Source organism: Bradyrhizobium sp. CB82, assembly GCF_029714405.1.
Taxonomy (GTDB): Bacteria; Pseudomonadota; Alphaproteobacteria; order Rhizobiales; family Xanthobacteraceae; genus Bradyrhizobium.
The window spans coordinates 1,247,457-1,270,569 of sequence record NZ_CP121650.1 but is presented as its reverse complement, the minus strand read 5'-3'; the positions used below and the strand labels follow the sequence as shown (position 1 = coordinate 1,270,569).

At 65.1% G+C, this 23,113-nt stretch carries 18 protein-coding genes and 3 pseudogenes; 8 read left to right on the top strand and 13 right to left on the bottom strand.

The annotated features are described in order from the left end of the window. Positions 1–127: 127 nt before the first annotated feature. A complete protein-coding gene (locus QA640_RS06055) occupies positions 128–2,464 on the bottom strand; it encodes a Tex family protein (protein ID WP_283039836.1) in 2,337 nt (778 codons plus the stop codon). Between the two features lie 428 nt (positions 2,465–2,892). On the opposite strand from QA640_RS06055, the gene QA640_RS06050 reads away from it, so the two are divergent. Next, positions 2,893–3,138: a hypothetical protein gene (locus QA640_RS06050; protein WP_283039835.1), complete on the top strand. Its 246-nt coding sequence runs from the start codon at positions 2,893–2,895 to the stop codon at positions 3,136–3,138. Positions 3,139–3,371: 233 nt separating this feature from the next. Beyond that, on the top strand, positions 3,372–4,847 hold the full coding sequence (locus QA640_RS06045) for an amidase (protein WP_283039834.1): 1,476 nt from the start codon (positions 3,372–3,374) through the stop codon (positions 4,845–4,847). A 132-nt stretch (positions 4,848–4,979) separates the two neighbouring features. Here QA640_RS06045 and QA640_RS06040 read toward each other — a convergent pair whose 3' ends face one another. Beyond that, positions 4,980–5,297: a hypothetical protein gene (locus QA640_RS06040; RefSeq protein WP_283039833.1), complete on the bottom strand. Its 318-nt coding sequence runs from the start codon at positions 5,295–5,297 to the stop codon at positions 4,980–4,982. Positions 5,298–5,419: 122 nt separating this feature from the next. On the opposite strand from QA640_RS06040, the gene QA640_RS06035 reads away from it, so the two are divergent. Further along, positions 5,420–6,331: a PaaI family thioesterase gene (locus QA640_RS06035; protein ID WP_283039832.1), complete on the top strand. Its 912-nt coding sequence runs from the start codon at positions 5,420–5,422 to the stop codon at positions 6,329–6,331. 68 nt (positions 6,332–6,399) lie between these two features. After that, the gene (locus tag QA640_RS06030; RefSeq protein ID WP_283039831.1) at positions 6,400–6,765 is read left to right on the top strand and encodes a hypothetical protein; all 366 of its coding nucleotides are present in this window, start codon (positions 6,400–6,402) and stop codon (positions 6,763–6,765) included. Between the two features lie 12 nt (positions 6,766–6,777). Here the strand turns inward: QA640_RS06030 and QA640_RS06025 are convergent, their stop codons facing one another. Further along, positions 6,778–7,410, bottom strand: coding sequence for a 2-dehydro-3-deoxy-6-phosphogalactonate aldolase (locus QA640_RS06025; protein WP_283039830.1), 633 nt, complete (start codon positions 7,408–7,410; stop codon positions 6,778–6,780). A 13-nt stretch (positions 7,411–7,423) separates the two neighbouring features. After that, positions 7,424–8,338 carry a 2-dehydro-3-deoxygalactonokinase gene (locus QA640_RS06020; protein ID WP_283039829.1) on the bottom strand — a complete coding sequence of 305 codons (915 nt, stop codon included), beginning with the start codon at positions 8,336–8,338 and terminating at the stop codon, positions 7,424–7,426. A 244-nt stretch (positions 8,339–8,582) separates the two neighbouring features. Here QA640_RS06020 and QA640_RS06015 point away from each other — a divergent pair, with 244 nt between their 5' ends. Beyond that, complete coding sequence (locus QA640_RS06015) at positions 8,583–9,680, top strand: LLM class flavin-dependent oxidoreductase (protein ID WP_283039828.1); 1,098 nt, start codon at positions 8,583–8,585, stop codon at positions 9,678–9,680. A 57-nt stretch (positions 9,681–9,737) separates the two neighbouring features. Next, entirely contained in the window at positions 9,738–10,292 is a 555-nt protein-coding gene (locus QA640_RS06010; RefSeq protein WP_283039826.1) for a flavin reductase family protein, read from the top strand. 69 nt (positions 10,293–10,361) lie between these two features. On the opposite strand, the gene QA640_RS06005 is transcribed toward QA640_RS06010, so the two are convergent. The 4 genes and pseudogenes from QA640_RS06005 to QA640_RS48250 all read right to left on the bottom strand — a co-directional run. Then, complete coding sequence (locus tag QA640_RS06005) at positions 10,362–12,224, bottom strand: sigma-54-dependent Fis family transcriptional regulator (protein ID WP_283039825.1); 1,863 nt, start codon at positions 12,222–12,224, stop codon at positions 10,362–10,364. A gap of 261 nt (positions 12,225–12,485) precedes the next feature. Continuing rightward, positions 12,486–15,790: pseudogene (locus tag QA640_RS06000) on the bottom strand (carboxyl transferase domain-containing protein). Between the two features lie 150 nt (positions 15,791–15,940). Further along, positions 15,941–16,718, bottom strand: a pseudogene (locus tag QA640_RS05995) (methyl-accepting chemotaxis protein). 225 nt (positions 16,719–16,943) lie between these two features. Next, positions 16,944–17,447, bottom strand: a pseudogene (locus QA640_RS48250) (AraC family transcriptional regulator); the annotation flags it as partial. A gap of 407 nt (positions 17,448–17,854) precedes the next feature. Here QA640_RS48250 and QA640_RS05985 point away from each other — a divergent pair. Continuing rightward, positions 17,855–18,427, top strand: coding sequence for a hypothetical protein (locus QA640_RS05985; protein WP_283039822.1), 573 nt, complete (start codon positions 17,855–17,857; stop codon positions 18,425–18,427). Positions 18,428–18,582: 155 nt separating this feature from the next. Here the strand turns inward: QA640_RS05985 and QA640_RS05980 are convergent, their stop codons facing one another. From QA640_RS05980 to QA640_RS05970, 3 genes are all read right to left on the bottom strand, one after another. Beyond that, positions 18,583–18,822: a hypothetical protein gene (locus QA640_RS05980; protein ID WP_283039821.1), complete on the bottom strand. Its 240-nt coding sequence runs from the start codon at positions 18,820–18,822 to the stop codon at positions 18,583–18,585. Between the two features lie 100 nt (positions 18,823–18,922). Further along, complete coding sequence (locus QA640_RS05975) at positions 18,923–19,786, bottom strand: DUF1989 domain-containing protein (protein ID WP_283039820.1); 864 nt, start codon at positions 19,784–19,786, stop codon at positions 18,923–18,925. Between the two features lie 126 nt (positions 19,787–19,912). Continuing rightward, complete coding sequence (locus QA640_RS05970; RefSeq protein ID WP_283039819.1) at positions 19,913–21,127, bottom strand: serine hydrolase domain-containing protein; 1,215 nt, start codon at positions 21,125–21,127, stop codon at positions 19,913–19,915. Between the two features lie 99 nt (positions 21,128–21,226). On the opposite strand from QA640_RS05970, the gene QA640_RS05965 reads away from it, so the two are divergent. Then, positions 21,227–21,487, top strand: a complete 261-nt coding sequence (locus QA640_RS05965) for a GFA family protein (protein ID WP_283039818.1) — start codon at positions 21,227–21,229, stop codon at positions 21,485–21,487. Between the two features lie 54 nt (positions 21,488–21,541). Here QA640_RS05965 and QA640_RS05960 read toward each other — a convergent pair whose 3' ends face one another. Then, positions 21,542–21,895 carry a 2'-5' RNA ligase family protein gene (locus tag QA640_RS05960; protein WP_283039817.1) on the bottom strand — a complete coding sequence of 118 codons (354 nt, stop codon included), beginning with the start codon at positions 21,893–21,895 and terminating at the stop codon, positions 21,542–21,544. Between the two features lie 310 nt (positions 21,896–22,205). After that, positions 22,206–23,084, bottom strand: coding sequence for an SWIM zinc finger family protein (locus tag QA640_RS05955; protein ID WP_283039816.1), 879 nt, complete (start codon positions 23,082–23,084; stop codon positions 22,206–22,208). Positions 23,085–23,113: the final 29 nt, after the last annotated feature.

The window sequence follows — 23,113 nt, the reverse complement described above, 5'->3', positions numbered from 1 at the left end:
GGAAGATCCTCCTTGCAGTGCGGCTGTAGCCTCGCCGCACTCGGAGGATCAGATGAGGCGACGGCAGGCTCGCCTTCAACTTACAAATGCGCCAGATTCTGACGCGGAAGTTAGTTTGCCGGACGCCTTACGCCGGCTTGCCGCGGCCGCTCTTTTCGGCGGCGCGGCGGAGGGCTTCGGCGAGCGCGCCGCCGCCGGAGGATTCCTGCTTGCGCGGGGCCGATGAGGTCATGCGGCCGGCGTTTCGCGAATTGTCGCGCTGCATTCCGGGCGCGTCCTTCGTGGCGCCGACCTCGTCGTCGAGGCGCAGCGTCAGCGAGATGCGCTTGCGGGCGACCTCGAAGTCCAGCACCTTCACCTTGACGATGTCGCCGGGCTTCACCACCTCGCGCGGATCCTTGATGAAATTCTTGGACATTGCCGAGATGTGCACGAGGCCGTCCTGATGCACGCCGATATCGACGAACGCGCCGAAGGCGGCCACGTTGGTCACCGTGCCCTCGAGGATCATGCCCTTCTTGAGATCCTTGATCTCCTCGACGCCTTCCTTGAACACCGCCGCCTTGAACGCGGGACGCGGGTCGCGGCCGGGCTTTTCAAGTTCGCGCAGGATGTCGGTCACGGTCGGCAGGCCGAAGGTCTCGTCGACATAGTCCTTCGGCTTCAATGTCCGCACGACGTCGCTGTTGCCGATCAGCGCCTTGATATCGCTCTTGGTGGCGCTGAGGATTCTGCGTACCACCGGGTAGGCTTCCGGATGCACGCCGGAGGCATCGAGCGGATCCTCGCCGCCGAGGATGCGCAAGAAGCCCGCACACTGCTCGAACGCCTTCGGCCCGAGCCGCGGCACGTCCTTGAGCGCCTTGCGCGACTTGAAGGGGCCGTTGGCGTCGCGATGCTGTACGATGCTCTGCGCAAGGCCCGCACCGACGCCCGAGACGCGGGCAAGCAGCGGCGCGGAGGCGGTGTTGACGTCGACACCGACTGCGTTCACGCAATCCTCGACCACGGCATCGAGCGAGCGCGCGAGCTTGGCCTCGCCGAGATCGTGCTGGTACTGGCCGACGCCGATCGCCTTGGGCTCGATCTTGACGAGCTCGGCGAGCGGATCCTGAAGGCGCCGGGCGATCGAGACCGCGCCGCGCAGGGTGACGTCCAGGCCCGGCAATTCCTGCGACGCGAAGGCGGAGGCCGAATAGACCGACGCGCCCGCTTCCGACACCACGATCTTGGTCATCTTCAGCTCAGCCAGGCCCTTCACGAGCTCCGTCGCGAGCTTGTCGGTCTCGCGCGAGGCGGTGCCGTTGCCGATCGCGATCAGCTCGACGCGATGTTTCAGCGCGAGCCTGCCGAGGATCGCGAGCGACTCGTTCCACTGCCGCTGCGGCTCGTGCGGATAGATTGCGGTGGTGTCGACCACCTTGCCGGTCGCATCGATCACGGCGACCTTGACGCCGGTGCGGTAACCGGGATCGAGCCCCATGGTGACGCGGGTGCCGGCGGGTGCCGCCAGCAGCAGATCGCGCAGGTTCGAGGCGAACACGCGCACGGCCTCGGTCTCGGCCGCGTTCCACAACCGCATGCGCAGGTCAATGTTGAGGTGCACCTGGATCTTGGTGCGCCAGGCCCAGCGCACGGTGTCGATCAGCCAGCGGTCGCCCGCGCGCTTGAGGTCGGCGATGCCGAACCGTTTCATGATCTTCAATTCATAGGCGCTCGGCACGCCCGCGGGCGGCGCTTCGGCCTCGGCCTGGATCTGGAGATCGAGGATCTCCTCCTTTTCACCGCGGAACATCGCGAGGATGCGATGCGACGGGAGTTTGGTCAGTGGCTCGGAGAACTCGAAATAGTCGGCGAATTTCTCACCCTCGGTCTTCTTGCCGTCGCGCACCTTGGAGGCCATGCGCGCATTGGTCCACATCTCCTCGCGCAGGCTGCCGATCAGATCAGCATCCTCGTCGAAGCGCTCGACCAGGATGGCGCGGGCGCCGTCGAGGGCGGCGGCGGCATCGGCCACGCCCTTCTCGGCGTTGACGAATGTTTCCGCCACCGCCTTCGGATCGTTCGCGGGCTCTGCCATCAACTTGTTGGCGAGCGGCTCGAGGCCGGCTTCCTTGGCGATCTCCGCCTTGGTGCGGCGCTTCGGCTTGAACGGCAGATAGATGTCTTCCAGGCGCGCCTTGCTGTCGGCGGCCATGATGGTGGCCTCCAGCGTCGCGTCGAGCTTGCCCTGCTCGCGGATCGATTCGAGGATCGCCTTGCGCCGGTCTTCGAGCTCGCGCAGGTAGACCAGGCGCTCTTCCAGCGTGCGCAGCTGCGCGTCGTCGAGCGCACCGGTGGCCTCCTTGCGGTAGCGGGCGATGAAGGGAACCGTGGCGCCGCCGTCGAGCAGCGTCACCGCCGCCTCGACCTGCTCCTCCCGGGCCCCGAGCTCCTGCGCAATCTTCTGGTTGATGTTTGCCACGCCAGTTTCCTCTAATCCAAGCACGCGACGCGAACCGAACCACCGGTCGCGGGACGCCGCTTATGGACCAACCCGACTTGATTCATCAAGGTACGACACGGAGCCGTCGACAGGGGATTTTTGTTGCGCCGATGCGATCTCGCCACATTCGTTCGGTTGCAGCACCGCCTCGGAACATGGTCGGGCTCGACGGCTGAACCCGGAACACACCCATGCCTTCCATCGTCATCGCAAGCGCAGGAAATCGGCTGCGCGATCTGGAAATCATGTGAACACGCTCACATTCACCGTGACCGATATGGAATAGCATCGTCCCCAGTGTTTGATTGCGTGAATCTTACTTCGCATTGGATATTGCCATGACGAGCACATTTTCGAATGCCGCTTCGGCTGCCGCGGATCAGTTGGGACGCTAGCCGGAGGACAACATGCTCACAGCTCTGGTCCTGATTTGCTCGGTTGCCGTGACACCCGACCTGCAGGACTGCACGCGCAACAGTGCGGTCACGGTCATGCGGGTTCCGACCGAGTTCGGTAACCCGGTGACTTGCCTGATGCACGGCCAGGCCTATCTGGCGGAAAGCTCCATTGGCCGGGACATTCAGCCCGACGAGCGCGTCAAGGTGATCTGCCGGCCGGCGAGCGAGATTCTGGCCAAATCCGCCCAACACTAGCCAGTGACTGCGGGCGCGCTCCGGAGTTTCATCAGCCCATCCTCGCAAGCACGCCTCGGTCGTGGCAGGAGGCCCCCGCGCAGTCCTTGGTTGCGCGTCAAAGGTAGTTCAGCGCCCGGCTAATCCGCCGGCGGAATTGCAGTCTGCCGAATTCAGCGCAGCAGCCCTGCAGGGCCGGTTTGTTGACAGGGTCCCCGGCGGAATTATGGTGCCGCCTCACGAAAGGGACCGATATGACTTTGCCGATGAGCTGGAATGAATGGGCGCAGCATGATGGCGTGGCGCTGGCTGGGTGCGTCAAGAAGGGCGAGCTCACGCCTGCCGAATTAGCGCGCCAGGCTGCGGCAGCGGTGGCGAAGGTCGATTCCACATTGTCGGGCGTGGTCGAGCTGTTCGACGACGTGATCGCGGATCCCGCCAGGGACGGCATCAATCTCGCCGGCCCGTTCGCCGGCCTGCCCTTCCTGATGAAGGATCTCGGACCCACCATGAAGGGCCGCTTGCAGGAAATGGGCTCGCTGTTGATGCGCGGCAATCGCGCAGGCGCCGACACCTTCCTCACGACGAAATTCCGCCAGGCCGGATTGAACCTGATCGGACGGACCACGACGCCGGAGTTCGGCGTGTGCAGCTCCGCCGACAACCCGGCCGTCTATGTCACGCGCAATCCCTGGAATACCGACTACACCACATGCGGCTCGTCGGCGGGCAGCGCCGCATCGGTGGCGGCTGGCATCGTGCCGATTGCGCATGCGACCGACGGCGGCGGCTCGATCCGCATTCCCGCAGGGGTCAACGGCAATATCGGGCTGAAGGTGTCGCGCGGCGTGTTCTCGCTTGCGCCGCATATGTCCGATCTCACCGGCCTCGTCTCGATCCAGGGCTGCCAGTCGCGCAGCGTGCGCGATACCGCCGCCTTCATCGATCATGCCCGGGGACCGGCGCCCGGCGAGTTCATGCCGTTCTGGACCACGGCGCAGCCCTATACCGAGATGATCAAGCGCGATCCCGGCAAGCTCCGCATCGCGTTGTCGCATCAATGGGGCGATTATCGCGCGACGCCGCACATCGCCGCCGAGCTGGAAAAGATCGGCCGTTTCCTCGAAGGCCTCGGCCATCACGTCGACTTTGCCCTGCCCGAGCTCGATTTCCGCGCTGCCTTCGACGCGCAGACCACCTGCTACATCTCGAACTTCGCCGTCGTGATCTCGAACATGCTCGCCGCGCGCGGGCTGGAGCGGCCGCCCGAGGATCTGATCGAGCCGATGAACATCCGCATCTGGGAGGCAGGCCGCCACGCGAGCTTTGCCGAGCGGGCCAAGATGCAGGCGGTGTTCAACACCACCTCGCGCGGCTTCGGGGGCTTCTTCGAGCAGTGGGACGTCATCCTGACGCCGATCACCGCGCTGCCGACACCGAAGGTTGGCACGAAGGAGTTTCTCACGATCTCCGACAATCCGGATGTGCTGGACTGGTTCGGCAATCTCTGGCGCAATTTCGCCTTCACGCCGCTGGCGAATCTGTGCGGCATGCCGGCGGTTTCGCTGCCGCTCGCCGAGAACGAGCACGGCCTGCCGCTTGGCATCCAGGCCATCGCCAGGCAGGCCAATGACGGGCTGCTCTTGCAACTCGCCGCCCAGATCGAGCGCGCCATCGATGGCAAATGGAATGCCGGCAAGAAGCCGAAGGTGCACGTGACGAAGGGGTGAGCGGCGAGCGGCGCTTGAACTGCGTAGGGTACAGGGTGGGTTAGCCGAAGGCGTAACCCACCATGCCGCGGGCGAGAGAAGTGGTGGGTTACGCTTCGCTAACCCACCCGACGATCCACGATCAGAGCGGCCTCAATTCTTCATTGCCGGAATGACCTCCGTCGGCTGCTGCTGGCCCTGCTGCATCATGGCGAGCGCCTTGTCGAGCGCTTCACGCAGGGCGATGGCGGCGGCCGGGCTACAGCGGATGTGTCCGGTCTGGATCACGTCGACGCGCACGCCCGGACCGACCGGCATCAAAAGGTTCGCGGCGAGCTCGATCTGGATTGCGCCGTTGTGGTGGCCGAAGCAGGAGACGCCGTCGAAATAGATGAACGGCGCACGCTCGGCGCTACCCGTCGAAATGGTCACGCCCCCTGAATTGGTCGCCGGCGCGTCGGGGTCTGCCATGGGGTTCCTCGTCTTTCTCAAACAGCTGGTCGCGCAGCATCGTTGCTTCGCACGCGCCTGTCGAGCCCCGAATGAGGCTTGAGATTTTTGCGGAAGCCACGAGAACGGTCTAACATGTGACCATGTCAAAATCGCAAGATACGACGCTCCCGTTCGACGCGCTCGCCGAGGCCATCAAGGGCCGCCGCTCCGATTATGGCTATATCAGCGGGCTCAGGCTCGACCGCGCGGCACCTGGCGAAGCCTGGTCGAGCCTGCCCTACCGCCCCGTCTTCGTCGGCGACACCGAGACCGGCGTGCTGCATGGCGGCGTCGTCACCGCGATGCTCGACGAGAGCTGCGGCATGGCGGTGCAGCTCGCGCTCGACGGCACGCGCGCGATCGCAACGCTGGATTTGCGCATCGACTACCAGAAGCCGGCGACTCCCGGCCTCGACATCAGAGCGCATTCGATTTGCTATCGCACCACGCGCTCGATCGCCTTCGTGCGTTCGACCGCCTACCAGGAGTCCGAGGACGCTCCGGTTGCAACCGCGACCGCCTGCTTCATGATCGGCGCCAACCGCACCAACATGCTCGCCGACCGCGCGAGGGACCAGCGCAGCATCCCGGCGCTGGAGGCACCGGAGGATCCGGCCGGTACGTTCGCCAACAGCCCGTTCGCGCGCTGCCTCGGCATCCGCATCCAGCACGACGGCACACTGATGATGCCGTTCTCGCCAAAGATCATCGGCAACCCGATCCTGCCCGCGATCCATGGCGGCATGACCGGCGCATTCCTGGAGACCACGGCCATTGTCGGCGTGACGCGCGAGCTCGGCATCTCGGCGCCGCCCAAGCCGGTCGGACTGACGATCAACTATTTGCGCTCCGGCCGCGCGCTCGACAGCTTTGCCAACGTCTCGATCGTCAAGCAGGGTCGGCGCATCGTCGCGTTCGAGGCAAGGGCCTGGCAGGACGCCCCGGACAAGCCAATCGCGTCGGCTTTCGGCCATTTCATGCTGCGGCCGACGCCGGGGAGTAATGAGGAATAGCCGCATTGGGGCTTGACGGCCGGCGCGCGCGCCACAACGATAACGCGTCTCCCAGGAGGGGTATCCGATTGCGGCACCCGATCGACATCATCGCCATGTTCGCCGCCATATGGCTGTTGGCGTCGATGGTGCTGGACGCGCTGACGCCGAAAGAGCTAACGGCGGTCATGATCGGCATTGCGATCGGACCCGCGGTGATCATCACCGCCATCTTCTACTATCTGCACTTTCCGCGGACCGATTTCGCGGTGCTGTTTGCCGCGCTGTGGCTGATCTCCGACATCGCCATCGCGTTCATCTCGCCAAAGCCACTGCCGACTTTCCTGATCGTGCTTGGCTTCGTTCCGCCACTGCTGGTCGGCGCGATCCTGCACTGGCAGCGCTTTGCGCGCCGGCACGAGCGGCTGGTGTGGCCCTCGGCGAGGCGAAGCTGAGGGGCCCGGCTCTCACGCGCCCCCAATCGCTTGATCGTAGGCCGCAATCGTCGCCCTGGCGCGCGCGGCGACATCGGCTGCTGTCATGCCCGGCTTGTAGAGGCTGCTGCCAAGGCCAAAGGCACGAACGCCGCTTTTGACGTATTCGGCGAAGTTCTGGTCGGAGACCCCGCCGACGGCGGCGATCATCGCGCTTGCCGGCAGCACGGCGCGGATCGCGGCAATGCCCGCGGGGCCCAGCACGCTGGCCGGAAAGAACTTCAGGCTCGATGCGCCGGCGCGTGCCGCAAGCAACGCTTCGGTCGGCGAGAACACGCCGGGCATGGTCACCATGCCGTGCTCATGCGCACGCGCAATCACCTGCGTGTCGACATTCGGGGCCACCAGCAGTTTGCCGCCGGCCTCATTCAGCCGGTCGACATCGGCGGTCGTGAGCACCGTGCCGGCGCCAACCAGCACGCCGGCCGGCGCGCGCCTGACCGCGATCTCGATCGAGCGGAACGGATCAGGCGAGTTCAGGGGAATTTCGATCGCGGTCATGCCTGCCTCGATCAGCACGCTGACGATACCGTCGGCCTCGTCGGGCTTCACCCCGCGCAGGATTGCGACCAGCGGGCGCTTCATGGTCGGAAATGGCACGCTCATGCGGAGGATCCTTCTATCTCGTCCAGATGGCGCGCGCCGCCATCGCAAGGCCGCGGCGCACCGTCTCGTCGGCGTCGATCGGCTCGACCGCAACGCCAAGTGTTTCAAACGCCAGCCGATACAGCACCTCCAGCCGCCCCGATGCAACCAGCCTGATGCCGCTCTGCGGCCGGCCGCGCGCGAGTCCCGCCGCAAGCTCGATCCCGATCAGGGTGCCCGAGATGGTTTCGCGCGCAGCGGCCGGCGTGCCGCCGAACAAGAGCTGCCGCGACCTCACCTGGAACAGGAGGTTGGCTGCGGATGCCGGGGTCTTGAACCCAGCCGCCACCGCTGACCTGAATGCCTCGCGGTCTTCCGCGTCATCGGCGCCGGCGATCGCGTGCGAGAGGATCGTCTCGCGCGAGATGACGCTGAAGAGTTCGCCGGTCATGAAGGTGGCGAAACGCGCGACCGTTCCACCGCTGACACTGACCCATTTCGAATGCGTGCCGGGCATGCAGACCAGCGCCTCGCCGGCCGCATCGAGACCGAGTGCGCCGAGCAGCTGGGTCTCCTCGCCCCGCATCACATCCGGTGCGGTGGCGTCACGCTGCGCAATTCCCGGCAGAATGCGAATGTCGCGCGACTGTCCGGGGACAGGGACGGCGCGCGCGAGGATCGCGGCAAGCGGCGCCGGGGTATCGACATAGCCGGCTTCGACCCAGCCCTGGCGGGCGCCGGCCATGCCGCAGATCAGCACAGGCAGCTCGCCTCCCGCACCGACCGCATCCAGATGCGATTGCAGCACGGCGGCAAAACCGGTCTTGGCCGCCGCCATCATGCCTTCGCTGCTGCGGCGCTCAGCCAGAACCCGGCCGTCACGGTCGATCAACCAAAGCCGGAAGCTCGTGGTGCCCCAATCCACCGCGACATAGGCAGCTTCCGTCATGATACCCCACGTCCCCTGATCTGATCGTCTGGTCCTTTCACCATCGCCCGCCTTGTCTCGCTGCCAAGACATGTCTCGCGACAATGAGACTATCACTCGTGCATCCATCCCTCAGATATCGACTATTGCACGCGCAAACCAGCACTTTCTCGGCCGGCCGCGGCCTCGCATCGCTGGCACACCGCTTGCTCATTTACCGGAACCGCGCAGCCAAGACGCGTCAACAACGGAACGAGGAAACACCATGGAGATCGGCTATTTCACGATGCCTTCGCATCCGCCGGAGTGCGGCTTGAAGGAAGGAAACGACTGGGACCTCCAGACGATGCGCTGGCTCGACGAGCTCGGCTATCAGGAGGCCTGGATCGGCGAGCATCACACCGCGCCCTGGGAGCCCAATCCCACGCCCGACCTTCTGATCGCGCAGGCGCTGTTGCAGACCAAGAACATCCGCATCGGACCGGGCGGCTTCCTGTTGCCCTATCACCACCCGGCCGAACTCGCCAATCGCGTCGCGATGCTCGATCACCTCTCGGAAGGGCGTCTGAATTTCGGCGTCGCGGCCTCGGGCCTGCCGAGCGACTGGGCGATGTTCAACGTCGACGGCATGAGCGGGCAGAACCGCGAGATGACGCGCGAGGCGCTGGAGATCATCTTGAAGCTCTGGACCGAGCCTGCGCCCTTCACCCACAAGGGCAAATACTGGACGGTAACCAAGCCGGACACGATGTTCGATTTCCTGAAACCTCACATCAAGCCGGTGCAGGCGCCGCATCCGCCGATTGGCGTCGCCGGCCTCTCGAAGAACTCGGACACGCTCAAGCTTGCCGGCGAGCGCGGTTTCATCCCGATGAGCCTCAACCTCAATCCGGCCTATGTCGGCAGCCATTGGGACTCCGTGGAGATCGGTGCCGCCAAGACCGGCCGCAAGCCGAACCGCAGCGATTGGCGACTGGTGCGAGAGGTGTTCGTCGCCGACACCGACGAGGAGGCCTGGAAACTCTCGACCGGCGACATGATGGGCCGGATGATGAGCGAATATTTTCTGCCGCTGCTCGGTCATTTCGGCTTCAAGGACTACCTGAAGCACGCGCCCGACGTACCCGACAGCGACGTCACCGTCGAATACTGCGCCAAGCGCAACTGGATCGTCGGCTCGCCGTCGACCGTGGCCGAGAAGATCGAGAAGATCTACGAGGAGGTCGGCGGCTTCGGCGTGCTCCTGGTGTTCGGCTTCGACTACAAGCACAAGCCGGAAGCCTGGCAGCATTCGCTGGCGCTGCTCAAGAACGAGGTGATGCCGCGGCTGAAACATCTCGGCAGCGCGCGCAAGGCGGCGTGACGAAGCGCGGGTGCGGGACGGACGTGCCGCACCCGCCGGCATTGGAAGGAAATGCGCATGACGATCGACGCAAAGGACTTCAAGCAGGCGATGCGGCAATGTGCCGGCGCAGTGGCGCTGGTGACGGTCGGCGCCGAGCACGGAAGGCGCACCGGGCTGACGGTGACCTCGGCCTGCTCGCTGTCGGACAATCCTCCGTCGCTGATCGTCTGCGTCAACCGCAACGCCAGCGCGCATGCGCGTATCCGCGAGGAAGGCGCCTTCGCGATCAACTTCCTGCATGAGGACCACGCGCTGCTGGCGCTGACCTTCAGCGGCCAGAAGGGCGTCAATGGCGACGACCGCTTCGCCCTCGGGCAGTGGACCAAAGGTGCGACCGGCGCGCCGGTGCTGGACGATGCGGTCGCTGCGTTCGACTGCGTGCTGGCAAAGGAGTTCGAGACGGCGACGCATTCGATCTTCGTTGGTGAGGTGCGTGACGTCTCACACGCCGCACAAGCCGTTCCGCTCGTCTATCTCCGCAGCAGTTTTCATACGCCGCAGGAGATCCGCGATGCCGTGACGCTCGGCGATCTCGATGCACGGCATCTGAGCTGGAGCGATTTTTCTTAACGATCGGTCTCGAGGATTGGCGCTGCCCTCCCTCTCCCCTTACAAGGCGAGAGGCGGCCTTCGTTCACGTTACTTCGCGGTGTCGATCTTCAACTGCTTGATCTTGCGATAGAGCGTGGCGCGGCTCAGGCGGAGCGCTTTTGCCGCCTCAGTGACGCGGCCGCCGTGCCTGCGCAGCGCCTCCACGATGGTCGCGCGTTCGGCTGCGGCAAGATCCGGCTCGCCGGCGCGGCCGCCGAACGGCGGTAGATCGAGATCGGTATCGCTGATGACGCTGTCCTCGGTGGTGCAGCCGGCGAGCCGCAGCACATGACGGAGCTGACGCATGTTGCCGGGGAAGGGATAAGCGAGCAGCGCCGACCAGGCCGCAGGCGACAGCCGGCAGCCCGGCGCCTCCTCGGCCGCGATGCTGGCGATCACATCCGCCCTGTCGGCGCGCTCGCGCAAGGCCGGCAGCCGAATCTCCATGCCGCGCAGGCGGAAATACAGATCGGTGCGGAAGGCGCCCCCCTCCGCCATGCGGCCGAGATCGCGATGGGTAGCGCTGATCAGGCGGATGTCGACGGCGGTGGGCTTGAGCGCGCCGAGCGGCAAGACCTCGCGGTTCTCCAGGACGCGCAGCAGGCGGGTCTGGAGCGCGATCGGCATGTCGCCGATCTCGTCCAGGAACAGCGTGCCGCCGTCGGCCTGCACGATCAGCCCCTTCGAGCCGTCGCGCCGCGCGCCGGTGAAGGCACCGGCCTCATAGCCGAACAGCTCGGCATCGATCAGGCTTTCCGGCATCGCCGCGCAATTCAGCGCGACGTAGTTGCTGCGCGCGCGGTTGCTGCCGGCATGAATGGCGCGCGCAAAAGCATCCTTGCCGACGCCAGTCTCGCCATGCAGCAGGATCGGCAGATTATGATCGCCGATGCTCCTCAGGCGCTTCACGCTTCTGAGCAGGCCGGGATCGCTGCCGGCAAGCTTGTTCAAGCCTTCGAACCGGCCTGCGGGGGCCTCGCGGCGCGCGACCGGTTGACGGCCGGGCAGTCTTGCGCGCAGCGGCGGCGCCACATGCCCCGGCCCGAGCGGACGGCCATCGGCGCGACGCAGTTCGACGATCTCGTCTGCCGCACGCGCCGCGTCGAATTTGACGTAACGCGACAGGTCGATGCCGGATGCGATCAGGCCATCGGTCAGCCCCAGCATCGCGCGCGCCGCGCGGCAGGCGCCGACGATGCGGCGGTCGCGGTCATAGGCGATCAATCCGCTGCCGCCATCGCCGGGCACCGTCGCGATCCAGGCGTTGCGGAAATGATTGCGGAAGATCGTATCCTCGACGCGGCGCGTCGCCTCCGCGGTGACCGCGAGCGCAAGCTGATGAGCCGTCCGGCTCAAATCATCGCGGCAGGAGGTGATGTTCACCGCACCTGCAAGCCGGCCGGTCTCGTCGAAGAGCGGCGTGACCGCACAGGAGAAAATGCTCCATTGCGCGCGGAAATGCTCGTCACGATGCACCAGGATCGGCTTTTCTTCCGCAAGCGCGGTGCCGAGACCGTTGGTGCCCTCAAAGGCCTCTGAAAAGTTCGAGCCGGTATAGACTTTCCAGCGCAAAAATATCTCGGTGTCGGCTTCGCCCGGCAGCCGGCTCCACAGCATGGTGGCATTGGGATCGGCGAGGTTGACGCAATAGCCGGCCTCGCGCAGCACGCGGGCGAGATCCTCGAGCTCCGGCGTCGCGAGCCGGATCAGCCGTTCCATCGGCTCGGCGACGTGCCGGACCTCGGCTTCGGTGAGCGTCTGTGGCGGACCCTGGCGGGCGGGATCGAGCTTGTGATTGATCAGGCAACGCCGCCAGGAATTTGCGATCCGCGACTCCGCGTCGATGTCGGCCGCGTGCGTGGCGACGGACAGCACACGGGCGACATGGTTCGAGGCCGACAGGCTGGGCATCGCGGACGTCTCCACCCTGAATTATCGTGCAAAGTCTGGCACCGCAGGCCGGGATGTCAATCGGGAACCGGCCGGGCCGAGACACGCGATCCGCGGCGCTTCTCAAAATATCGAAAACAACCCCATGCAAAGGAGTCGATGACTGCCGCCGCGGCGCCTTACGGATTTTACGAAATGATTTGACACGTCGGGCAAATCACTGGCAGAATGTCATTATCGAGACCTGCAGGGCGGAGCGCCGCCATCTATCGCTGCGCCTGCTCACCACGCGTCGATGCAGGGCCGTTTCTTCCCCGTACGCGCCGGCGGCTTCGGCACGGAGCGTAGGCCCGCCATGATCCAGCGCCGCGTCTCGGCGGGATCGATGACATTATCAATCTCGAACACCGAGGCGATCGAGACCGCTTTGCCGTTGGCGTAGAGCTCGGCGACCTTGTTGCGGTAGTACGTCTCGCGCTCGACCGGGTCGGCGATCGCCTCCATCTCTTTGCGGAAGCCGAGCCGCACATAGCCTTCGAGACCCATGCCACCGAACTCGCCGGTCGGCCAGGCCGCGGTGAAGAACGAGGCATGGAAGCCGCCGCCGATCATCGACTGCGCGCCGAGACCATAACCCTTGCGCAGAACGATGCCGAACAGCGGCACGGTGAGGCTCGCACCGGTGACGAACATGCGCGAGACATGGCGCACGATCGCGGTCTTCTCCGCCTCGGGGCCAACCATGAAACCGGGCGTGTCACAGAGCGAGACGATCGGAATGTCGAAGGCGTCGCAGAGCTGGAGGAAGCGCGCCGCCTTGTCGCCGGCATTCGCATCGATCGCGCCGCCGAGATGACGGGGATTGTTGGCGATCAGGCCGAACGGCCTGCCTTCGATGCGGATGAAGGCGGTGACCATCCCGACGCCGTAGTCGCGGCGGAGCTCGAGCACGGAATCCGTGTCCGCGATGAGATCGATCACGGTGCGGATGTCATAGACACGCAGGCGGTTCTCGGGGACCGCGCGGCGCAGGAGGCGCGATCGGCCGCCTGCCACTCGCTGACCGCGCCCTGGAAATAGGACAGGTATTTCTGCGCGATCCGGGTCGCCTCCTCCTCGTCCTCGACGAGGATGTCGATGACGCCATTCGGCGACTGGAACGAGACCGGACCGACCTCGGCGGGATGATAGACGCCGAGACCACCGCCTTCGATCATGGCCGGTCCGCCCATGCCGATCGAGGCGTTCTTGGTGGCGATAATGACGTCGCAGCAGCCGAGCATCGCTGCATTGCCCGCAAAGCAATAGCCGGAGACGACACCGACCATCGGCACGAGGCCGGAGAGTTTTGCGAATTGCAGGAACGACGGGCCATCGAGACCGGTCATGCCGAGACGGTCGGTGTCACCGGGCCGGCCGCCGCCGCCTTCGGCGTAAAATACCAACGGCATGCTCCATTGCTCGGCGAGCGTCAGCATGCGGTCGATCTTCTTGTGGTTCATGTGGCCCTGCGTGCCCGCGAGCACGGTGTAGTCGTAGGCCACCACCATGCAGCGCGCGCCGTCGGGGCCGAACTTGTCCGCATTCACGGTTGCAACGCCGGTGATCAGACCGTCCGCCGGGGTGTTCTTGATGAGGTCGTCGAGCTTGCGGCGGCGGCGCTGCGCAGCGATCGCGAGGCTGCCATATTCCATGAAGGAGCCGTCATCGACGAGCTGCGCGACGTTTTCTCGCGCCGTGCGCTGGTTGGTGTTGCGGCGACGCTCGACCGACGCCGGGCGATTTTCGTCAAACGCGTTGGCCTGGCGCGAAAACATCTCGGCGAGATCGGGACGGATGTGATCGAGATCGATCTCGGCTTCCTTGGCCGCGCTGTCGGCTGCGACGTCGAGTGGCTTGAGATAGAGGATCGGCTCGCCATGCAGCAGCGTGACGCCGTCGCCGGCCACGAGTTTTGTGACCCGGCCGCCCTGCTCGGCCATCACCAGGTGCTCCATCTTCATGGACTCGATCACCGCGAGCTGCTGTCCGGGGCGCACGATCTCGCCTTCCCTGACCTGGATCGTGACCACGGTGCCCTGCAGGGGAGCTGCGACCATCACCGTTCCCTCCGGCACCTCCTGCGCGGCATGGGTTTGCGCCGCGTGATCGCCGGACGTGTCAGTCGCGGCAAAGAACATTGGCCGTGCCGCGCCATCGGCGGCCTCCACGAGCTTGGCGACGTTTCGATCGATGAAGTCGGTCGCGATGCGATTGGTTTTGAAGTCCGGATGGGCGAGCACCGCCTGGAGGAAGGCAATGTTGGTGATGACACCATCGATGCGGAACTCGCGCAAGGCGCGCGAGGCCTTCGCGACCACGTCGTGCCAAGCCTCACCCGGCGCATGGACGATGACCTTGGCAAGCAGCGAGTCGAAGGCGGCGCTGGTCTTGTAGCCGGCATAGCCAAAACTGTCGACGCGCACGCCGGGACCCGATGGCGGCTCGAACACCGCGAGCACGCCCCCGGTCGGATGCGTGGCCCCTAGCTCGTCCAGCGTTTCCATGTTGACGCGGAGCTGCATGGCATGGCCGCGTGGCTTGGGGATCGACGGTTGATCCAGACCAAGCGAGGCGAGCGAGCTGCCCGAGGCGACCGCGAGCTGGGCGCGGACGAGATCGACACCCAGCACCTCCTCCGTCACGGTGTGCTCGACCTGGAGCCGCGGATTGGCCTCGATGAAGGCGAAGCTGTCTTCAGTGGCGCCGTCGACCAAAAACTCGAACGTACCAAGATTGTCGTAGGCCGCATGCGCGGCAAGCTGCTTCGCCGCCTCGATGATGCGGCCGCGCAAGCCGTCACCGAGCGAGGGGCTGGGCGCCACTTCGATCAGCTTCTGGTGCCGGCGCTGGACGGTGCATTCGCGCTCCCAGAAATGGCTGATCGCGCCATGCCTGTCGCCGATGATCTGCACCTCGATGTGGCGCGCCTTGCGGATCAGGCGCTCGGCATAGACCCCGTCGAAGCCGAAGGCGGCTTTCGCTTCGGACTGGCAGCGCGCATAGGCCTCGCCGAGATCCGCAGCCTTCTCCACAATGCGCATGCCGCGGCCGCCGCCGCCGGCCATCGCCTTGATCACGATTGCGGCGGACTTGCCGAGAGAATCGAAGAACGCCCTGATCTCCTCCAGCGAAGACGGCCCGCTGGTGCCCGCGACGATCGGTACGCCGCAGCGCTTGGCCAACTGACGCGCGGCCACCTTGTCGCCGAACAGCTCGAGCGCGGTGACCTTCGGCCCGACGAACACGATGCCCTCCATCGCGCTGGCCTTGGCGAAGTCCGCGTTCTCGCTGAGAAAGCCATAGCCGGGATGCACCGCGTCGCAGCCTGCTCCCTTCGCCGTCTTCACCACGCTCTCGATGTCGAGATAGGCCCGCGCACCGCGGCCGGGAATTTCGATCGCCTCGTCGGCGGCGCGGACATGCAGCGACAGCGCATCATCGGCAGGAAAGATCGCCATCGTCGCAATGCCGGCATCCGCAGCGGCCCGTGCGATACGGATGGCGATCTCGCCGCGATTGGCGATCAGGAGCTTTCGGAACGACATTGAGCGAGCCTCCTTGCACCGCCTATTTGCAGCGGGCATCGAAGGACGTCAACGACAAGCGGGGATGGAGTCAATAGAACCGCAGCAAGGTTGCCGCGGCACGGAATTCTCCACCTCTCCCCGCTTGCGGGGAGAGGGAGAGGAATTCACCTAAGCCGCCCTTACGCCGGCGACGAAGGCGGTCACCCCGTGCTGCAGCGCGTGCAACTTCTGCGTCAGGCGGCCGCTCGATTGCAGCACCTGGCCTGCGACATGGCCGGTTTCGGAGGTCGCCTCCGTCACGCCGGAGATGTTTTGCGAGACCTGGTTGGTGCCGGACGCCGCGTCCTGCACGCTGCGGGCGATCGCTTGAGTCGCAGAGCCCTGCTCCTCCACGGCCGCTGCGATCGAGGAGGAGATCTCGTTGACCTCCATGGCGGTGGTGCGGATGCTCTGGATATTGCCGACCACCTGATCGGTCTCCGCCTGGATCGCCGAGATCTGCGCACCGATCTCGTCGGTCGCTTTTCGCGGTCTGGCTCGCCAGCGACTTCACCTCGCTTGCGACGACGGCAAAGCCTTTGCCGGCTTCGCCGGCGCGCGCCGCCTCGATGGTGGCGTTGAGCGCCAGCAGGTTGGTTTGCGAGGCGATCTGGTTGATGAGGTCGATGACCTCACCGATCTTGTGAGCCGCCCAGTGGCGTCAGGTTGCCGCAACGCCCTGCAACAGACGATTGCGATATTCCCCCGGCGAGGCTTTGAACCAGCGCCGGCAGGCCCGGAAGAAGCTGCTCTGATCGGCGAAACCGAGCAGATAGGCCGCCTGCCCGAGCGACAGATGCAGCCGGCCGAGATACTGGTCCGCCAGTTCCCGCCGCGTGTCGTCCAGAAGCTGCACGAACGAGGTCGCTTCCTCCTCCAGCCGCCGCTGCAACGTACGCTCGCTCATGCAGAGCTCGACGGCGACCTCGTCCCGCCGCGGCTCGCCGTCGGGAAGGCGCCGCACGATCGACTCGCGCACCCGAAAGCTCGTCTGCGCGTGGTCGAAGTGACGCAGATATTCGCCGGCATAGCGCTCGTGCAGCTCGGCGAGCTGCGGATTGAAAGTCGGCAGCGCCAGGTCCAGGTCTTTGCGCGCGAGCACGACACTGTTGCGCTCGGCGTTGAACGTGACCGGGCAGCGGAACGCGGCCCGGTAGGGCGAGATATCCGCGGGCGGGGGATAGGTAAGCGCGATGGCGCGCGGATTGATGTCGCTGCGCGCGATCCAGCGGCAGAAGCCGATCACGGTGACGAAGATGAACTCGATGCGCTGACGCGGGATCGGCCGGCTGCCGCCGAACAGCACGAAATCGATGCGACAGCAATCGTTCTCCTCCGTCATGCTCATGGTCAGCGCGTCGCTGAGGATGAGCAAGTACCGGTTCAGCCGCTCGAAGGCACCGCGCAGATCGGCGCAGGACATCATGGTGTAGCCAACCACGTCGAACGCCGCCGGTCGCACGACCTCATGTTGCGCAAGCGAGAGTGCCGGATTCTTCGACCGTTCGACGGCAAGCTCCCAAAGATGACTGATCTTCTCGGTGGCGAGCCGTGCGCCTGGGGCTTCCAGCTCCTGCGGATCGATGCCAGCGGCCGCAAACAGCCTCGCGACATCGAGCCCCTCGGCGGCGAGCATTTCAGCGATGCTCCGCACCCAGACCGCGGCCGTCGCCCGCTTCGACATCCCCAACGCTCCTCCAGCGCTTGTTGGTTGATTGGCGCCGCAATTGCCGACACGCACCGGCCGCCCGGCTCGGAATATGACACGAAACGACGCGCCGTGCCACCGATGCACCGGGCTCGCGCGATCGAACTGATGCGATCGGTGCGCCGTTGCCCAGCTGTCTCGACATTGTCATCGCGGTGCGATCTTATCTCCGCCAGACGCCATCTTGATGTGAGCATGGAGCCCGCCGCTGGCGGGCGTATGGGAGATCGTCATGGCGGATCTGGAAGGCATGCCCTGGCCGCTCGGCCGTTGTCGTCAGCTACACCGATGTCGACCAGCGCAGCTGGCGCTGCGGCTACGAGGGCACGAGCAACGTGCCCGCCGAGATCGCCGCGCTCAGGAAGCGGCAGGTCAAGAATTTCTGCTGCCTGTTGATGCTGTCGAACGGGGTGCCGATGTTCGTGGCGGGCGACGAGTTCATGCACACCCAGAACGGCAACCCGAATGTCTACGACCAGGACAACGAGTCCACTTGGCTCGACTGGAGCCTCACTGAAACCAATGCCGACGTGTCACGCTTCTTCCGCATGATGATCGCCTTCCGCAAGGCCCATTCTTTGATCGCGAGGAGCACCGGATGGGGCGCCGACTGCACGTGGCACGGCACCGACGGCGATCCCGATCTCGGCAGCGGCTCGCACTCGCTTGCGTTGCACTTACGCGGCGCATCGACTGATGGCGCCGACATTTTTGCGATGTTCAATGTGTATTGGGATGCGTTGAGCTTCACGCTGCCGGCGGCATCGATCTGGAAGCGCGTGGTGGATACGTCGCTGGACAGTCCGAACGATATCGTCGAGGAGGCGACGGCGCAGCCGTATGTCTCCACCTCCTACAGCGTCGGACCGCGATCGGTCGCGGTGCTCATTTCGAGCGGAACGGCATAGCCGCGTCCTCGCGGAACCCAGCGGCGTCCGGCGAGGAGACAAGCCCACTAAAGCGCGATGAGATTAAGTACGATCAGTCGCATGGGGACGCCTCTCCCCAGCGGGGAGAAGTGAATCCTCGGCATCGCACCGATTCAACCAGAATTCATCCCGCCTTAGCTGGCGAAGCAGGCGCGTTTACGCGAACTCCAGGTGTAGCCGGATGGACAGGGCGGCCGGGGCTGCGCCCCTGCGGGGCATTCGTTCCAGACGCGCGCGCCGCTTCCCCATCCATCGACGACGCAGGCCCCCGAGATGGTGGTATGGCAGCCGGGGCCACATCCGTCGGCGGCGGTGGCAAGACCAACGCCGGCAACGGTCACGGTCAGCAAAGCGGTGACGAAGAGCGCTTTCATGATATCCACCCCTCTGGTTGTCTCCGGCCTCCGGTCGTCGGCAGGCCAGGGGAACCCGGAATGACGCGCAGACAGCGGCTTTGGTTCCCGCGGTCAGTGGTCAATCGGGTGCGCCGTGGCTGCGGTGATAGGCACTCGGCGACGGCCAGTTCCAGGTGCCGAGTGTCGCCCGGTCCGGCTCGAAGATTTCGATTTTGAGCGGATAACAGGCCGCGACATCGCTGGAATGCGTCGCGCTGCAATCGCCGCCGGGGCACGCCGACAGCGCGCCGAGCAGATCGATCTCCGCGAAGAACTCGATGAAGTCGCCCGGACGAACGGGACTGGCCTTCATGAAATACTGGTGCGTATCCCCCGTAAAGCCGGTGCACATGAAGACATTGAGCACGTCGTGAACGTGATGCTCGACGGCGCGCGCGTCTGTCTTCAGTTCGGCGGCAAGCGCGCGCGTCAGGTTGGAGTGGCAGCAGAAGTCGTAAGCCGTGCCATTGAGCAGCAGGTTCGTATAGGGATCGCAGCGCGTGCCGATGACGTCGTGTATGCCGGCACCATCCGCGTCGAAACCGTACCAGCCGAGCGTGTCATGGCTGATGGTCGCCATCGGCCTCAGATGCGGCATGGTGCTCCAGAGCCGGTCGCCGGCGCCGACATGGGTCGCATGCAGCGCGCGCGTCTTGCCGCTGAAGAAGCGCTCGGAGAGATCGTGAGCGTTCCAGAGATTGAGGTCGCCGACCTGCGGGCCCTCGATGCTGACGATGCGGAAGAACTGGCCGCGAGAGACGCGAAACGCACGGGCATCGCGCGGCGGCACCACGATCTCCTCCGTCTTGATCATCGTCTGCCGCGCGGATTCCAGCACGGCCATATCGGGCCCAGGCATTGAAGCGGCGGGATAGACGACGGTCGGCTTGGCCGCCCGGCGTGAGGTTGCGTCGGCGGGTGCAGGTGGGATCTTGGGAGACATGACTGACCTCGAGATGAGCGCAAGGCACTATCGCACTTGCGGACGATGCCGCAAGCTCGCGCGCCGTAAAAGATCAGGGCTGCCGCAACGCGCGGTAAATCCCGTGCTCGAATTGGCGATAGACATTCAGCGCTTGGCGGTCCGCGAACGGCACGGCAGGATTTGCATCATGATGACGCCCGCGAGGCGCTTCGCCGGATCGATCCAGTAGTAGGTGTTGAACAGGCCGGCCCAGGTCAAGCTGCCGGCGCTGCGGCCGTCCGGGACGGGATCGAGGTTGATCATATTGCCTAGCCCCCATCGCAGATGGGTGCCCGGGAAGAAGTCCACGTCGTTCGAGAGCGCCGGATTGGTCGTCTTGAGGATTCCGGCCTCGAGATTGCCGATCTGGTTTTCGGACATCAGCGCAACCGTGCCAGGCTGAAGAATGCGGTTGCCGCGCAGGCTTCCGCCATTGAGCAGCGCCTGGAGCAAAGTCAGATAATCGGACGCGGTGGAATAGATCCCGCCTCCCCCCAGAAACACCTTGCTCCCGCCTGGCTTTTCCAGCGGCTGCGCCAGAAGCCTGTCCTGAGCGTCCCGCACGAACAGGCTGGCCTCTCGCGCGCGTTGCTTGTCATCGAGCGCGACGACGGTATCGTTCATGCCGAGCGGACCTGTGATGTGGTCGCGGAAATGGCGCTCGAGCGGCTTGCCGCTCGCGATCTCCACCATCCGGCCGACGCGGTCGAGACTGCCGCCATAGGCCCATCTTGCACCGGGCTCGAACATCAACGGCATGCGCGGCAGGTTCGGCCTGCCGCGCGCGACCTTGAGATAGCGGGCGAGCTTCGGATCCCAGAGCAGATAGCTGAAGCCGGAGGTGTGCGACAACAGATGGCGCAGTGTCAGCGGCCTCTCGGGGGGATGTAGTTGCGGGGCACCCTTCGCATCGAAACCAGCGAGCACCTGAATCGCAGCAAGCGCCGGATCGATATTGGCGGCCGGCTCGTCCAGATGCAGCCTGCCCTGCTCCACGAGTTGCAACGCCGCGACCGACGTCAGCAATTTGACCATCGAGGCGATGCGGAAGATCGTATCAGTCGACATGCGCGAGGCCGCATCGCCGTTGCGCAAGCCGAAGGCGCCCTCGTAGAGCACCGACTGCTCGTTCGCGGCCATTGCCACCACGCCGGGAATCCTTTGCGCGCTGACGCCGGCCAACAATTCGCCGTCGATCTCGCGGCTGCGCGCCAGCGACGATGCCGTCCGGCCGGGCACGGGAACGGCCGCGGCCATGCCCGCGGCCGCAAGCCCCACGGTTTGCAACAACGCAGCACGCCGGCTGAGCGAACCCCACATGAGGTTTCCTCGAAGCTGATCCGGATTCTGCTCTAGTATAACCTCAACAACCCGGGGTCGCATGCCCCGAGATGACCCATCGCGCAGGAGCCGGCGGGCGTGAAGGCCTCCGCACTGCGATGGCTGCGCGGCGAATCCTCGCTCGCACGTTACGATCTGCCGACGGCGCGAAGCTTTGCGACCGCCTTCTGCAAGATCTGCGGCAGCCCCATGCCGCACCTCACCCGCAGCGGCCGCGAGGCGATCATCCACGCTGGCGCATTCGACGGGCCGCTCGGCGCGACGCCAGACCGGAATGTGCAGTGGGCCTCGCGGGCGGAGTGGTACGTGCATGGGGATGGGTTGGAGGTGGAGGACTAGACTGGCTCTCCTCCCGCAACACGTCGGGCAATTGCGCGCTACTTATCCCGCAAGCTACGGCGACAATCTCTGCTCGGAAACGATCCGCACCGGTGGAAAAGCGACGCAGTCCGCGACATCGAACAGCACTTCGATTCTTCGGTCGAACGACCGTGCAAAGGCAATGGCGCCATCGCGGCGTTGGTCGGCGATGCGCATGCCGAGCGTGCAGTGCGGGGTCCACACTCCCGGCCGGTAATGAGGACGGCAGTGTGCGGGATCAATGACGGCGCTGATCGAGCCGTGCAACGGCGCGAGGACGTCATTCGGCGTTGGCTCCGCCCAGAGCACGAGTGGGCTGCCTTCGAACCACCGAATGCGTCTGAACTCGATAAGCAACGGCGCCTGACCGGCGACGGCCTTGAGCATCGCATCCCATGGATCGGTGCGTCGATCGCGGGCTCGTCGTAAATCGCGAACATAAAATGCGGCCGGTAGCCAAGCGCGCGCATTGACGGCTCGACCTCGAACGCGCCGACCTGGTCCCACAGGCGTTCGATCTCGTCTGCCGAGCCGATATCAGCCCGGATATTGATCGCCAGTGTCACAGACTTAACCTCTGCGGGCAGAACAATCGATCAATACGAGTCTGGGGCGGCGACAAAGAGGCGATATTCGCTGGACGGGAAGATGCGGCCCCCTCGGTGCCGCAGCTGGCAGGCGTGCGTTCCGCCGAATGCTAAGACCCGCGTCGCGCGCCTCCCTTCACGGTGCTGGCAGAGCTTGCCTTGCGTCCTGACTTTTTCCGGGCCGCAGGAGATGGTTTACTTTTCTTCGCCGCAGATACGTTTGTCACGACAGGCCCCTCGTTCCCTCTCGATGTCCCTGACCCCCGGGGCCGCTTTGGCGCTGGGGAAGCGTGGGCATCGAAAGCCGTGGATTCGGCCATCTCCAGTCCGAACAGCGCAGCGACATCGCCGTCATCAAGCAGCTTGGCGGTGTCGGGCACTGCTTTGGTTCGCACCAGGTCTTGTCCGGCACTCGCGAGCAACTCCTTCTCGTCCACGCCTCGCAGAACGAAAAGAAGTTCGGGCCTCTCGTCGAGTCTGGCGCCAACGCCATAGAGAGCCGCCGCAACGTGCTTGCACATGTCTGCCCCGTCCGGACAGCTACAGAACAGCTTGATCTCTTTGGGCGACGGAAACAGGCCGTCGCCCTCCCGGCAGACCCGGTCCATGATCCCCTTGGCCAGACGGCCCTGCAGCAATTCGACTAGGGAGTCGATCGCGCCCCCGCAGTCCCGACAGATGGCCTTCCAGCACGTCGCCTTCACCGGCGCAATCGCGATCCTGACTTTGTAGAGCGAAGAGCCCGCAACCATCGCCGCGACCTCCCCCCTTGCAATCTTCAGGTCCAGAACAGAACCATTGCGGACATAGGTTCGGCCACGCGGCACACGGCTCGCATAGTCGCTATAGCGTTCAAGGTTGATGCACCACGACTTGCCCCAGAAGGTCTTTGCAATCGTGCGGCCCTCGATTGTCACGGGAGCAATCGATTGCCCTCGTTTCCGAAGCTTGGCCAGCTCTCGTTCTGCCAGACGCCGCTTTTCGGCCACAGGTACATAGGCGGGCCAATCAAAATCGC

What these genes read in the sequence shown, in the direction of transcription:
- QA640_RS06050 (WP_283039835.1), top strand. Translation starts at nt 2,893, where the DNA reads ATGCTCACAGCTCTGGTCCTGATTTGCTCGGTTGCCGTGACACCCGAC.
- QA640_RS06045 (WP_283039834.1), top strand. Translation starts at nt 3,372, where the DNA reads ATGACTTTGCCGATGAGCTGGAATGAATGGGCGCAGCATGATGGCGTG.
- QA640_RS05960 (WP_283039817.1), bottom strand. Translation starts at nt 21,895, where the DNA reads ATGCTCAAGGCCGTCGCCGGTCAGGCGCCGTTGCTTATCGAGTTCAGA.
- QA640_RS06015 (WP_283039828.1), top strand. Translation starts at nt 8,583, where the DNA reads ATGGAGATCGGCTATTTCACGATGCCTTCGCATCCGCCGGAGTGCGGC.
- QA640_RS05970 (WP_283039819.1), bottom strand. Translation starts at nt 21,127, where the DNA reads ATGTGGGGTTCGCTCAGCCGGCGTGCTGCGTTGTTGCAAACCGTGGGG.
- QA640_RS06040 (WP_283039833.1), bottom strand. Translation starts at nt 5,297, where the DNA reads ATGGCAGACCCCGACGCGCCGGCGACCAATTCAGGGGGCGTGACCATT.
- QA640_RS06005 (WP_283039825.1), bottom strand. Translation starts at nt 12,224, where the DNA reads ATGCCCAGCCTGTCGGCCTCGAACCATGTCGCCCGTGTGCTGTCCGTC.
- QA640_RS06025 (WP_283039830.1), bottom strand. Translation starts at nt 7,410, where the DNA reads ATGAGCGTGCCATTTCCGACCATGAAGCGCCCGCTGGTCGCAATCCTG.
- QA640_RS05975 (WP_283039820.1), bottom strand. Translation starts at nt 19,786, where the DNA reads ATGTCTCCCAAGATCCCACCTGCACCCGCCGACGCAACCTCACGCCGG.
- QA640_RS05980 (WP_283039821.1), bottom strand. Translation starts at nt 18,822, where the DNA reads ATGAAAGCGCTCTTCGTCACCGCTTTGCTGACCGTGACCGTTGCCGGC.
- QA640_RS06020 (WP_283039829.1), bottom strand. Translation starts at nt 8,338, where the DNA reads ATGACGGAAGCTGCCTATGTCGCGGTGGATTGGGGCACCACGAGCTTC.
- QA640_RS06010 (WP_283039826.1), top strand. Translation starts at nt 9,738, where the DNA reads ATGACGATCGACGCAAAGGACTTCAAGCAGGCGATGCGGCAATGTGCC.
- QA640_RS06035 (WP_283039832.1), top strand. Translation starts at nt 5,420, where the DNA reads ATGTCAAAATCGCAAGATACGACGCTCCCGTTCGACGCGCTCGCCGAG.